Source organism: Methylobacterium sp. 10, from assembly GCF_000519085.1.
Lineage (GTDB): Bacteria > Pseudomonadota > Alphaproteobacteria > Rhizobiales > Beijerinckiaceae > Methylobacterium.
In genome coordinates this window covers 4,375,492-4,387,714 of sequence record NZ_KI912577.1, presented here as the reverse complement: position 1 = coordinate 4,387,714, position 12,223 = coordinate 4,375,492, and the positions used below count along the sequence as shown (strand labels likewise).

Annotated in this window: 10 protein-coding genes; 6 read left to right on the top strand and 4 right to left on the bottom strand. The window is 66.4% G+C overall.

Going from position 1 to position 12,223, the window contains the following annotated elements; genetic code table 11:
- Window positions 1-35 precede the first annotated feature (35 nt).
- The 6 genes from K368_RS0120635 (at window position 36) to K368_RS0120610 (ending at window position 5,868) form a co-directional block, all read left to right on the top strand.
- Window positions 36-1,481, top strand: coding sequence for a pyruvate dehydrogenase complex E1 component subunit beta (locus K368_RS0120635; RefSeq protein ID WP_027173996.1), 1,446 nt, complete (start codon window positions 36-38; stop codon window positions 1,479-1,481).
- Window positions 1,482-1,623: 142 nt separating this feature from the next.
- Window positions 1,624-1,914: a DUF5076 domain-containing protein gene (locus K368_RS0120630; protein ID WP_027173995.1), complete on the top strand. Its 291-nt coding sequence runs from the start codon at window positions 1,624-1,626 to the stop codon at window positions 1,912-1,914.
- A gap of 44 nt (window positions 1,915-1,958) precedes the next feature.
- Entirely contained in the window at window positions 1,959-3,398 is a 1,440-nt protein-coding gene (locus K368_RS0120625; RefSeq protein WP_027173994.1) for a pyruvate dehydrogenase complex dihydrolipoamide acetyltransferase, read from the top strand.
- A gap of 172 nt (window positions 3,399-3,570) precedes the next feature.
- The gene (locus K368_RS0120620; protein ID WP_081739629.1) at window positions 3,571-4,020 is read left to right on the top strand and encodes a DUF559 domain-containing protein; all 450 of its coding nucleotides are present in this window, start codon (window positions 3,571-3,573) and stop codon (window positions 4,018-4,020) included.
- Window positions 4,021-4,029: 9 nt separating this feature from the next.
- Window positions 4,030-5,469 carry a dihydrolipoyl dehydrogenase gene (gene lpdA / locus K368_RS0120615; protein WP_027173992.1) on the top strand — a complete coding sequence of 480 codons (1,440 nt, stop codon included), beginning with the start codon at window positions 4,030-4,032 and terminating at the stop codon, window positions 5,467-5,469.
- 165 nt (window positions 5,470-5,634) lie between these two features.
- The gene (locus tag K368_RS0120610; protein ID WP_027173991.1) at window positions 5,635-5,868 is read left to right on the top strand and encodes a hypothetical protein; all 234 of its coding nucleotides are present in this window, start codon (window positions 5,635-5,637) and stop codon (window positions 5,866-5,868) included.
- A gap of 135 nt (window positions 5,869-6,003) precedes the next feature.
- Here the strand turns inward: K368_RS0120610 and K368_RS0120605 are convergent, their stop codons facing one another.
- From K368_RS0120605 to K368_RS25210, 4 genes are all read right to left on the bottom strand, one after another.
- Window positions 6,004-7,479, bottom strand: coding sequence for a glycosyltransferase family 61 protein (locus tag K368_RS0120605; RefSeq protein WP_027173990.1), 1,476 nt, complete (start codon window positions 7,477-7,479; stop codon window positions 6,004-6,006).
- 255 nt (window positions 7,480-7,734) lie between these two features.
- On the bottom strand, window positions 7,735-9,081 hold the full coding sequence (locus K368_RS0120600; protein ID WP_027173989.1) for a sorbosone dehydrogenase family protein: 1,347 nt from the start codon (window positions 9,079-9,081) through the stop codon (window positions 7,735-7,737).
- A 258-nt stretch (window positions 9,082-9,339) separates the two neighbouring features.
- Window positions 9,340-10,479: a GSCFA domain-containing protein gene (locus K368_RS25215; protein WP_036266557.1), complete on the bottom strand. Its 1,140-nt coding sequence runs from the start codon at window positions 10,477-10,479 to the stop codon at window positions 9,340-9,342.
- A 168-nt stretch (window positions 10,480-10,647) separates the two neighbouring features.
- Window positions 10,648-11,862, bottom strand: a complete 1,215-nt coding sequence (locus K368_RS25210) for an SDR family oxidoreductase (RefSeq protein WP_245259634.1) — start codon at window positions 11,860-11,862, stop codon at window positions 10,648-10,650.
- Between the last annotated feature and the right edge of the window lie 361 nt (window positions 11,863-12,223).

The following is a 12,223-nucleotide window of genomic DNA, read 5'->3' as shown; positions in this document are numbered from 1 at the left end:
GAAGGCCGCCCGCCAACCTACGGATCAGAAACCTCATGGCGACCGACATCCTCATGCCCGCGCTGTCTCCGACGATGGAGGAAGGCAAGCTCGCCAAGTGGCTCAAGAAGGAGGGCGACGCGGTCAAATCCGGCGATGTCCTCGCCGAGATCGAGACCGACAAGGCGACGATGGAGGTCGAGGCCATCGACGAGGGCATCCTCGCCAAGATCCTCATCGAGGAGGGCACCGAGGGCGTGAAGGTCAACACGCCGATCGCCATCATCGCCGGTGAGGGCGAGGACGTGGCCGCGGCGGCGGCGGGCGGAGGTTCGAAGCCGGACGCTTCGGCCCCGGCGCAATCTGCCCCCACGCCGACGATGCAGGCCGAGGGCCAGGCCTCGGCGCCGGCCGCCACGGCGAAGTCGGGCGACGACAAGGCGAACGCTCCGGCGGCTCCGGCCGTCATCACCAACAAGGCGCCCGCGCCGGTGATGGAAGAGTTCCCGGCCGGCACCGAGATGGTGACTATGACCGTGCGCGAGTCGCTCCGCGACGCCATGGCCGAGGAGATGCGCCGCGAGGATTCCGTCTTCGTGATGGGCGAGGAAGTCGCCGAGTACCAGGGCGCCTACAAGGTGACCCAGGGCCTGCTGCAGGAGTTCGGCGCTCGCCGCGTGGTCGATACGCCGATCACCGAGCACGGCTTCGCCGGCATCGCGGCCGGCGCCGCCTTCACCGGCCTGCGCCCCATCGTCGAATTCATGACCTTCAACTTCGCCATGCAGGCGATCGACCACATCATCAACTCAGCGGCCAAGACCCTCTACATGTCCGGCGGACAACTCGGCTGTCCCATCGTGTTCCGCGGCCCCAACGGTGCCGCCGCCCGCGTCGGCGCCCAGCACAGCCACGATTACTCCGCCTGGTACTCCAACGTCCCCGGCCTCAAGGTCATCGCCCCCTATACGGCCTCCGACGCCAAGGGACTGCTGAAGGCCGCGATCCGCGACCCGAACCCGGTGATCTTCCTCGAGAACGAGATCCTCTACGGCCAGACCTTCCCGGTGCCGAAGCTCGACGATTTCGTGCTCCCCATCGGCAAGGCGCGCATCCACCGCACCGGCAAGGACGTGACCATCGTCTCCTTCTCCATCGGCATGACCTACGCGCTGAAGGCGGCGCAGGCGCTGGCCGAGGAGGGGATCGAGGCCGAGGTCATCGACCTGCGCACGCTGCGTCCGATGGATACCGACACGATCGTGGAATCGGTGAAGAAGACCGGCCGCTGCGTCACGGTGGAGGAGGGCTTCCCGCAATCGGGCATCGGCGCCGAGATCATCGCCCGCCTGATGGCCGACGCCTTCGACTTCCTCGACGCCCCCGTCCTGCGGGTCACCGGCAAGGACGTGCCGATGCCCTACGCCGCCAATCTCGAGAAGCTCGCCTTGCCCAACGTCGCCGAGGTGATCCAGGCGGTGAAGGCCGTCTGCTATCGGTGAGCCGGCGCCGCCCACTTCCCTTCCCCTTGTGGGGAGGGATCGAGGGTGGGGGTGGCTCCGCCAGCCTCCGCGCGTCGAGGGTCAACCGACCACCCCCACCTCCAACTCCTCCCCACAAGGGGGAGGAGAGTAGAGCAGCACCATGACCGACAAGTTCCAGGAACTCTCCGCTCCCCCCGACGCCCTCAACAATGGCGGCATCGAGGTCGTGCGCGCCAGCGTCGTGGACGGCGCGGTGAGCGTGGCCCTGCGCCGCTCCTTCGACGATCCCTATACCTGGGGCCGCCTTCTCATCGATCTCGCCCGCCAGGCCGCGCGGGTCTACGCGCTGGAGACCGAGATGTCGGAGGAGGAGGCGTTCGAGCGCATCCGCGCCGGCCTCGACTCCGAGAGCTTCGACCCGGACATGCCGCCCGGCGGCACCCTGAACTGACCGCCCCGCCCACGCCCCTTCGCTGACGATCAGGATTCACAACGATGCCCATCAACGTCCTGATGCCCGCCCTGTCGCCGACGATGGAGAAGGGCAACCTCGCCAAATGGCTGAAGAAGGAGGGCGACGCGGTCAAATCCGGCGATGTCCTCGCCGAGATCGAGACCGACAAGGCGACGATGGAGGTCGAGGCCATCGACGAGGGCATCCTGGCCAGGATCATCGTGGCCGAGGGCACTGCCGACGTTCCGGTGAACGATCTCATCGCCATCATCGCCTCCGAGGGCGAGGACCCGAAGACCGTCGGGGCCGCGGGCGATGGCGGCGCGAAGGCGGAGGCCCCGAAAGCCGACGCTCCCAAGACCGACGCTCCCAAGACCGACGCTCCGAAGAGCGACACGCCGGCGCTGAACACCACCCCCGGCGACGGCCATAAATCCTACGCGCGCGTCGACGCGGCGCCGGACGGAGCCAAGCCGGATGGTGCCGCCGCGCCGCAGGCCGGGCAGGGCGGCCGCATCGTCGCCTCGCCCCTGGCGCGCCGCATCGCCAAGCTCGAAGGCATCGACCTCTCCGCCGTCTCTGGCTCCGGTCCGCATGGCCGCGTGATCGAGCGCGACGTGCGCGCGGCCATCGCCGGCGGCTCGGCCAAGGCCGGCGCTCCGAAGACGGCGGCCCCCGCCGCGGCGCCGGCGGCCGCTCCGGCTCCCGCAGCACCCGCACCGAAGGCCGCCGCCCAGGGGCTCACCACCGATCAGGTGCGCGGCTTCTACCAGAAGGGCACGTTCGAGGAGGTTCCCCTCGACGGCATGCGCAAGACCATCGCCAAGCGCCTCACCGAGGCGATGCAGGTGGCCCCCCACTTCTACCTCACCGTCGATTGCGAGCTCGACGCGCTGATGGCCCTGCGCGAGCAGCTCAACAAGAGCGCCGGCACCACCAAGGACGGCAAGCCGCTGTTCAAGCTCTCGGTGAACGACTTCGTCATCAAGGCCATGGGCCTCGCCCTGATGCGGGTTCCCGCCGCCAACGCGGTCTGGGCCGAGGACCGGATCCTGCGCTTCAACAATGCCGAGGTCGGCGTGGCCGTCGCCATCGACGGCGGGTTGTTCACGCCCGTGATCCGCAAGGCCGACCAGAAGACGCTGTCCACCATCTCCAACGAGATGAAGGATTTCGCCGGCCGGGCCCGGGCCAAGAAGCTGAAGCCGGAAGAGTACCAGGGCGGCGTCACCTCGGTGTCGAACCTCGGCATGTTCGGCATCAAGCACTTCACGGCGGTGATCAACCCGCCGCAATCCTCGATCCTGGCGGTGGGTGCCGGGGAGAAGCGCGTGGTGGTGAAGGACGGCGCCCCGGCGGTGGTCCAGGTGATGACCGCCACCCTCTCCTGCGACCACCGCGTCCTCGACGGGGCGCTCGGCGCCGAACTGATCTCGGCCTTCAAGAGCCTGATCGAGCATCCGATGGGGATGCTGGTGTGATCGTTGTGGAAGGCTGAACCGGCCCTCCTCCCCCTTGTGGGGAGGAGTTGGAGGTGGGGGTGGCTGGGTGACCCTCCGCTGCGGCAGGCGGAACCACCCCCACCCTCGATCCCTCCCCACAAGGGGGAGGGAGGTGCGCGAGCTTGGTGGGGTTCACGGGAGGCGACAGCCGATGCCATGGAAAGAACCGCCTCGGCACTCGGCATCTCCGCGCGCCGCAATCCATGCGACGATCCTGCGCCGGACATCGACAGATGCCGAGAGGCGACTGTGGCGGCACCTGAGGCATCGCTTGCCGATCGAAGGCTCGCACTTTCGGCGTCAAGTCGCCCTGGGTCCTTACGTCGCCGATTTCTGCTGCCTGTCGGCGCGGTTGATCGTCGAGGTCGATGGCGGGCAGCATAGCCACGATCACACCGCCGCTTACGATGAAATCCGCACGCTCGCTCTCGAACATCAAGGTTTCCAGGTCCTCAGATTCACCAATGCCGATGTGATGCAGCGGATCGACAGCGTCCTCGACACGATTTTCGCCGCCCTCGTCACTGCCCCGTCAGTCGCCCGCCAGTCCGGCGGAACCACCCCCACCCCCGGCCCCTCCCCACAAGGGGGAGGGCAGTAGGAGCGCGCCATGTCCAACACCTACGACGTCCTCATCATCGGCGCCGGCCCCGGGGGCTACGTGGCGGCCATCCGGGCGGCGCAGCTCGGCTTCAAGACCGCGGTGGTGGACCGCGAGCATCTCGGCGGTATCTGCCTGAACTGGGGCTGCATCCCGACGAAGGCGCTGCTGCGCTCGGCCGAGATCTACCATTACATGCAGCACGCCTCGGATTACGGCCTGTCGGCCGAGAAGGTCGGGTTCGACACGGCCGCCATCGTCAAGCGCTCGCGCGGGGTCTCGGCCCGGCTCAACGGCGGCGTCGGCATGCTGCTGAAGAAGAACAAGGTCGACGTGATCTGGGGCGAGGCCACCATCGAGGCCGCCGCCAAGGGCAACGAGCCCGGCAAGGTCACCGTTAAGGAGACGAGCCGCGCCCCCGCGCCGAAGGGGGCGCTCGCCGCCGGCTCCTACTCGGCCAAGCACATCATCGTCGCGACCGGCGCCCGTCCCCGCGCGATCCCCGGCATCGAGCCGGACAGACAACAGATCTGGACCTATTACGAGGCCATGGTGCCGGAGACGATGCCGAAGAGCCTGCTCGTGATGGGCTCGGGCGCCATCGGCATCGAATTCGCCTCGTTCTACCGCACCATGGGGGCGGAGGTGACGGTGATCGAGCTGCTGCCGCAGATCCTGCCGGTGGAGGATGCCGAGATCGCCGGCCTCGCCCGCAAGCGCTTCGAGAAGCAGGGCATCAAGATCCTCACCGGCGCCAAGGTGACGAAGGTGGAGAAGGCGGCCGATTCCGTCACCGCCACCATCGAGACCACGGACGGCAAGAGCCAGCAGCTGACGGCGGAGAAGCTGATCTCGGCGGTGGGCGTCGTCGGCAACATCGAGAATCTCGGTCTCGAGACGCTCGGCATCGGCATCGAGCGCGGCATCGTCGTCACCGACGGCCTGGGGCGGACCAACGTGCCGGGCATCTATGCCATCGGCGACGTCGCCGGACCGCCGATGCTGGCCCACAAGGCCGAGCACGAGGGCGTGCTCTGCGTGGAGACGATCAAGGGCCTGCACACCCACGCCATGGACAAGGCCAAGATCCCCGGCTGCACCTATTGCCAGCCGCAGATCGCCAGCGTCGGCCTCACCGAGGCCAAGGCCAAGGAGCAGGGTTTCTCCGTCAAGGTCGGCCGCTTCCCCTTCGCCGGCAACGGCAAGGCCATCGCGCTGGGCGAGCCGGACGGCCTGGTGAAGACGGTGTTCGACGCCAAGACCGGCCAGCTGCTGGGCGCCCACATGGTGGGGGCGGAAGTCACCGAGCTGATTCAGGGCTACGTCGTCGCCATGAACCTCGAGACCACCGAGGAAGACCTGATGCACACGGTCTTCCCGCACCCGACCCTGAGCGAGATGATGCACGAGAGCGTGCTCGACGCCTACGGCAAGGTGATCCACAGCTGATTCCGAGCGGCGCCGATCCCGACCGTTGGTCGTCTTCGGCGCATTCGGCGGACACCCGCCGCGCGGTCGCACGGATGTCCACAGCCTTCTCGCGACCCCGTTAAGGATCCGTTAATCCTCCTGGCGTGTTCTGTCTTCGTTCTCAACGCGAGTCGGAGACGGGCCATGCCGAAGACGCTGACCAGGATCAGGAACGAGGGTGAGGCGGCGCCGGACCTTCACTGCCCGGTGGAGGAGATCGCCCAGGCCTATCTCACCAGCACGGCGGGGAATGCGGAGATCGCGCTGCGATGCGCCATCACCGATGCCCTGTCCGACCTGATGCAGGCCGAGCGCCGGGCGCGCGCGACGAGCCGCCTGATTTCGCGGGGTTATGTCCGCTCCGCCATGCGGGACTGAAACGCACGTTAAGCAGAACGCATCGCTTGAAGCGCGCCCCCTCCGGCGCATGTACCCTCGCATCCTACCGAGGACGATCATGCGCCGCAGTCTCGCCACTGCCCTGCTGGGCCTCGCCCTGCCGGCAGGCCGCCGTCACGCCCCCCGCATCGTGCGGGCCAGAAACGGTCCGAAGGCGGGCAGGTCCACCGTCCAGCCATCGACCTTGACCGGTTGGGGCTCCATCCAGGCGACGTAATCGTGACCTTTGGCGAGGCAGAGGCGCGCATAGTTGAAGCGTAGATTGTAGGCCCCGTCCTTGATGGGAAGAATCTCGATGACCCGTGTTTTCGGGCGAGAGAAGATGAGGTGGGCGAGGCCCGCACCGTGCGGCGAGGCGATGACTGACGCTTGGTGGGCGATGGCGATCTGATGCCAGAGCGGGAGGGTAGAGAATTCCGCGATCGCGAATCCGTGGGCCTGCATCTCCCGCTCGACCTCGACCTCGTTGGTGAGCGGGCGACGCTTCGCGTCCCGTCGGGTGATGTAGACCCGCTCCGGAAGCGTGACGCCGTGAGCGCGCGCCATCTCGGTCGCCCGATCGGCCATCACCGCGAAGACGCTGTCGAGATGCCGGCAACCGGCCATCCCCTCGAAACGCACGATGGGAACGAGAAGGCGTTCGACGAAGACCGGCCGGTCGACGCGATGGGCCGTATCACCCAGGCCGATCATATCGAGCGAGGTCTGCTCGAAACCGGGGTTACTGCCGTTCAACAGAACCTTGAACGTGTCGTCCGCGATCAGCCCGCTGTCGCCGAGGAAGGCCAGGCGGGGAAGGTGATCGACCAGCCAGTGATAGATTCCGGCCGAGGGCCGATTGGACGACATGGCGATGCCGATCTGGGGGACGGCGGATCGTTCGACGCACGGGATCGGGGATTTCCGCTGCCTGAGAATCCGGCCGTCCTCGGTCCAGACCTGACCGATTGCGCTCGTGAACACATCGCGGAGTTCCAGAACCTCCGGCTGGACCTGATCGACGATCACCTTTTGGAATGACCTGGCCTCCCGCCGTAAGGCGATGACATGATGAGGGGAGGTCGCGGACGATCTTTGAACCTTGACGCTTCCCGGCTGATCGATTGGAGGCTGGGGAGCGAACAGGAACTCCGTGGGCATCGGCTTCATCTCCGATCCGCCACGACTGACTGTCTTCATCAGGTCGCCCAAAGCAACCTGCAGATCCTCGTCCAACGTGTTTCTGATGATGCTGTCGGCCGCGTCCAGAAGTCGATGATCGGCGTGCAGGAAGTCATTATCGAGCAGTATCCGTCCCGCCAGACCGCTTCTCCGGTTCGCGACCAGATCGCGTATGACGGCATACGCAATGGCCTCTCTGCCCGTCAGCGATGAGACGTGGCGAGCGACATCATCGATAACGTGGTCCTGTCCGGTGGCGAGGGCACCATTCAAGCGGTAGATGAGGAGTTGCGGCAGGGACAGGATCAGTGCGGGGTCGTGCGTTCGAGCGACGACATCGTTCCAGCGCCCCTGCTCGACATCGTCGCGACACAGCCTGAGGGTTTCCCGGGCGGATCGGTCCAGGGCCTTGTCTTTGGGCTTGATCATGTTTTTACCGGCAGAGGCACATCGGACCGGGGAAACTCAGTTCGGCACCGCAACCATACCCCTTCAAACCTCTTCCAACTTTTACCCACCCGCGCAAGTTCATACGGTCGACCGCCCGGAAGAACGTCGCGAGATCTGCGATGGGAGATCGATCGTATTGCGGGACATCCAGATCGAGAAGTCGTGGTCATGAGATGAACGGCTTCCGTTTCTGCCGTAGACCGGACCAGTCGACACGGGAAAACCAGAGTTCGACTATTGTGTCCCAGCCGAACCGCTTACCCGCCAGATCACCTTCCCCACATCGTCCGACACCAGCAGCGCTCCGGTCTTGTCCAGGATCACGCCGACGGGCCGTCCCTGCGCCTTCTCGTCGGTGTCGAGGAAGCCGGTGAGCGCGTCCACCGGCTGCCCCGCGGGCTTGCCGTCCTTGAAGGGAACGTAGATCACCTTGTAGCCGCTCTTCGGGCGGCGGTTCCACGAGCCGTGCTGGGCCACGAAGAGGCCGCTCGTCCACGCCTCCGGCAGGGACGAGCCGTTGGAGAAGGCGATGCCCAGGGACGCGGTGTGGGTGCCCACCGCGTAGTCCGGCGCGATGGCCTTGGCGACGAGGTCGGGCTTCTGCGGCTGGACCCGCTCGTCCACGTGCTTGCCCCAGTAGCTGTAGGGCCAGCCATAGAAGCCGCCCTCCTTCACCGAGGTGACGTAGTCGGGGACGAGGTCGCTGCCGATCTCGTCGCGCTCGTTGACCGCGGTCCAGAGGGCACCGCCGGCGGGCTCGAAGGCGAGGCCGTTGGGGTTGCGCAGGCCGGTGGCGAATTCGCGCATCCGCTTCGTCGCGATGGTGTATTCCCAGATCGCGGCGCGGCCCGTCTCCTTGTCGAGACCGTTCTCGCCCACGTTGCTGTTCGAGCCCACGGTGACGAAGAGCCTCGTGCCGTCCGGGCTGGCGATGACGTTCTTCGTCCAATGGTGGTTGATGCCGGACGGCAGTGCGACCACCGTCTCGGGCTTGGCCGCGATCTCGGTTTGGCCCTGCGCATAGGGCACCTTCACCAGGGCGTCGGCATTGGCGACGTAGAGGTCGCCGCCCACCAGGGCCATGCCGAAGGGCGAGTGCAGACCGGTGAGGAAGACGTGGCGCTCGTCGGCGATCCCGTCGCCGTTCGTGTCGCGCAGGAGCACGATCCGGTCCGGGCTCGGCACCCCGGCGCCGGCCATGCTCTTCACCTTGTCGGCCACCCAATCGGCGATGCCGGTGGAGGGGTCGTCGGTCTTGGGCTTGTTCGCCTCCGCCACGAGCACGTCGCCGTTGGGCAGGAGGTACATCCAGCGCGGATGCTCCAACCCGTCCGCATAGGCCGCGACCTGTAGCCCCGCCGCCGCCTTCGGCTTGGCGCCGTTCTCCCAGCGGGCGACGCGGGCGATATTGACGGTGGGCATCAGCGTCGGGTTCGGCGCGGGGAGGGTGGGGTTGGGTCCTATCCCAGCCGAGGCTTCGAGACTGGCCTTCTCAGGGTAGACGACGAAGCGGAGGAACGCCGCTCCGCCAAGAAGCACCACCGTCAGAGCCGCAAGGCCGAGCTTCGATCGATTCCGCATGGTCGTGACCCTGGATCCGCGCCCGAGCCGGACGCCCTTCGCGCAGGGTAATGGCCGACCAACCCATTGGCTACGTCAAAGGAAGAAGGGAGCGAACGCCAGGGAGCTTGCGCGTCGTGGGAAGTGAAAGCCCTGAGGCCGCGGAGGCGGGCGTGGGAGATCGAGGCCGACACGAGAAACGGGGGGGAGCGTGTTCGAGCGATCACCCCGGGGGAGACGAAACGTCGACCCGACCCGCCCCGGCTCGCCATGCGGTGGTCATGGAGATTTGCGCCGGGCGGCCTGACGTTCCTGAATCCGTTCGGCCCGTCGCTGCTCGGCTTCCGCAGCCCTCAGCTCGATCCTCAGCGCTCGGCGCCGCTCGATGATGTCGTCGATCCGGCCCTGATCGATCTCGTCCCAGGTCCGATCACTGCCGGCGATGACCTTGTCGTCGCGCAATGCCGCGCGGAACGCCTCACCGACGAAATCCTGCGGGAAGTCGTTCAGGCAGAAGTAGTTCTCGAAGATCTTCATGTTGAGATCGATCACCTGCAGGCAGACGTGACGCCGATCCGACCGAAACGGTCTGAGAAAATTGCTCGTGACGATTTCGTAGCTCGGAAAATAGAACAGCTTGTCGTCCTCCGGCTTCGTCTCGCGATAATACTGGTCGATCGCGGCGCGCAGGATCGCTTTGGAGACGGAGTTCGCGGCTTCGCAGGCGAGAGGACGGAACGTCGCCGTCAACGCCACCGGCGACAGGGTGAAGATGATCGTCGCCGAAGGCCTGAACCGACGAATGAGCGCGTGGATGACTCGAATATTGTCGAGACTTTCTCCAAACTCGCTGACACGAAACTTGTGCCTTTCGCGATCGAAGACCTCCCGCGGCGGTGCCCGCCAGAAGACCTCCTTGGTGACGTCGTCGTACCAGATCTCGCTCAAGCCAAAGGTGATGATGAAGACATCGGCCTCGTCGAACAATTGCTTCGTCTCGAGCCGGGCGGACTCGTCGTAGCCGAAATCTTCCGCCTTGTAGCCGTGCCAGAGCGCCTGCCTCGGCACGCGGTCGAGCCAAGCCCATTCGAATTGCTGGCGGATCGCATGGGTATGCACCATCCCATCCCCCATATGGGTCACATAGGCCTTGCTGCGCTTCTTGTTCGTGACGTTGTAGCCGGCCTCATGGAGATAATCCGCCACGTGCGAAGCAAAGCAGGAGCCGAAGGCGACGATCGGCGCCGATTTGTCGATGAACGGCCGCTCGGGCATCAGGCCTTTCACGAGATACTCGGCCACAACGTCGTCGCGCTGCAGTGATGCGTCGGTCGGATAGAAGCTCGGGTTCTCGCCGCGGAAGTAACTGCTTGAGGTTTTTTTCAGAACACCATCCTGGATGAACTCGATCATTGTCATTGGCTGGGTGCTCCCTCTGCGCCGGAGACGTTCCGCGTCACCGCCGGTCATGGCACCTTCCAGGCCTTCGGAACACCGTCTTTCACCGTGCATGTCCGCCGCGAGGCATCCCGGCCCGGTGCGCGCCGGGCCGGGCCGACCCTCACGGACGCGTCACGAGGACATCGATCAGCGACTTTGGGAACGCGGTCGCGTGTTGCTCTCCCGCGCCGGCATCGTCTCGGGAAGCGGGGGTGCCGGGCGGGCCGCGTCGCGCCGCGGCGCAGACCCGACCGCGAACTGCCCGAAATCCTCCCGGAACTGGTCGATGATCTCGCCGGAGGTCTCGATGCAGCGGCCGATATACTGCGAGAGCGCGGGGGGAGGGGGAAAGCCTTCCGCCAGGAGGCGCGCATTGTCGAAGGTCACGTCGAGCTCGCAGAACCGGTAATAGGCCTGCAGCGCCCGGAACATCGCCACCTTGATGGCCTCGTCCAGGCCGAAGACCTCGCAAAAGCGCGCGTGCAGGGTCGCCCGGTCGCGAGCGGAGAACTCGTCGTAATGGCGCGGGCCATGGGCGGGATCGACGCGGTCGAGGGTGCGGCCGAGGTCGCTCCAGCGGGTGCGGCTCACCGTGCCGGCGGAGAGGTGGTAGGTCCGGTGGGCGAGGCCAGGTCTCGCCAGCATCTCCACCAGGGTGTCGGCCACCCAGTCGATGGGGACGATGTCGACGGTCCCGTCGCGGTCGCCGGCGACAAGCCGCAGCCGGTCGCAGGCGCGGATCACCCAGAGGATGCTCGCTCCCGGCCGGGCGCCCAGCGTCGAATGGCCGAGGACGATGGAAGGGCGCGCCACGACCACGGGCAGGTCGGCGAAACGGGCTGCCAGCGACACCTCGGCCGCGGCCTTCGAGGCGCTGTAGGGCACGAGATGCGTGGCGTCCGCGTCGGGGTAGCGCGCCTCCTCCACCATCGCGGGCGGGTTGCCGCCGCAGATCATCGCCGTGCTCACATGAAGGAACCGGTCGAGCCGCGTCATCCCGGCCGCGCGGCGGGCCAAGGCCAGGGTGCCGTCATGGTTGGTCCGGTGGACCTTTTCCTGCGCCCACCACGACGTGTCGGCGGCCAGATGCAGGACCTGCGTCACCGAATCGAGGCGCGGATCGGCGTTCTGGTCGGCCTTGGTGAAATCCCCCGCCACGATCTCGACGCGCTGCGCCAAACGCTGGGCGTTCAGGGCGCTGGTGAAGCGGCCGAGACGCGCCGCGATCCGCTGACGCCCCGCCTCCTCGTCCGAGGCCCGCACCAGGCAGACCCATTCCGTATCCGTCTTCGCCACCAGGGCACGGTGCAGGACGGCACCGCCGATGAGCCCCGTCGCACCCGTCAGAAGAATTCGACTCACGGCACTCACTCCATGGGCCGCGCATCAGGAACGACGCGGCGGCAACCCAAAGAGAGTTAAGAGATCGTTAACGGAATACTGACAAGTCGACGGAAATCAATGCGTAGAATTTTACGGACATATGCCGGTCTTGTTCCGAATATAGTTAATATTAATAATTAATTTCTCACACTGTCGTCGCTTCGATCGGGTGTCTTGCCAGGCGCGGAGGCGCCTCATGCCGATCGGGTCGCACCAAACCTGGCGGACGAGCGGCGGTGCGCATCGTCGCCTGCCATTCGGCATGACGGACACCGTCCTGTCGCGCGCCGCGGCGACTTGCGTCGCGGGGGAGGGCGTCACAGGTAGGATCCGTAGCGGG

What these genes read in the sequence shown, in the direction of transcription:
- K368_RS0120635 (WP_027173996.1), top strand. Translation starts at nt 36, where the DNA reads ATGGCGACCGACATCCTCATGCCCGCGCTGTCTCCGACGATGGAGGAA.
- K368_RS0120630 (WP_027173995.1), top strand. Translation starts at nt 1,624, where the DNA reads ATGACCGACAAGTTCCAGGAACTCTCCGCTCCCCCCGACGCCCTCAAC.
- K368_RS0120625 (WP_027173994.1), top strand. Translation starts at nt 1,959, where the DNA reads ATGCCCATCAACGTCCTGATGCCCGCCCTGTCGCCGACGATGGAGAAG.
- K368_RS0120620 (WP_081739629.1), top strand. Translation starts at nt 3,571, where the DNA reads ATGCCATGGAAAGAACCGCCTCGGCACTCGGCATCTCCGCGCGCCGCA.
- lpdA (WP_027173992.1), top strand. Translation starts at nt 4,030, where the DNA reads ATGTCCAACACCTACGACGTCCTCATCATCGGCGCCGGCCCCGGGGGC.
- K368_RS0120610 (WP_027173991.1), top strand. Translation starts at nt 5,635, where the DNA reads ATGCCGAAGACGCTGACCAGGATCAGGAACGAGGGTGAGGCGGCGCCG.
- K368_RS0120605 (WP_027173990.1), bottom strand. Translation starts at nt 7,479, where the DNA reads ATGATCAAGCCCAAAGACAAGGCCCTGGACCGATCCGCCCGGGAAACC.
- K368_RS0120600 (WP_027173989.1), bottom strand. Translation starts at nt 9,081, where the DNA reads ATGCGGAATCGATCGAAGCTCGGCCTTGCGGCTCTGACGGTGGTGCTT.
- K368_RS25215 (WP_036266557.1), bottom strand. Translation starts at nt 10,479, where the DNA reads ATGACAATGATCGAGTTCATCCAGGATGGTGTTCTGAAAAAAACCTCA.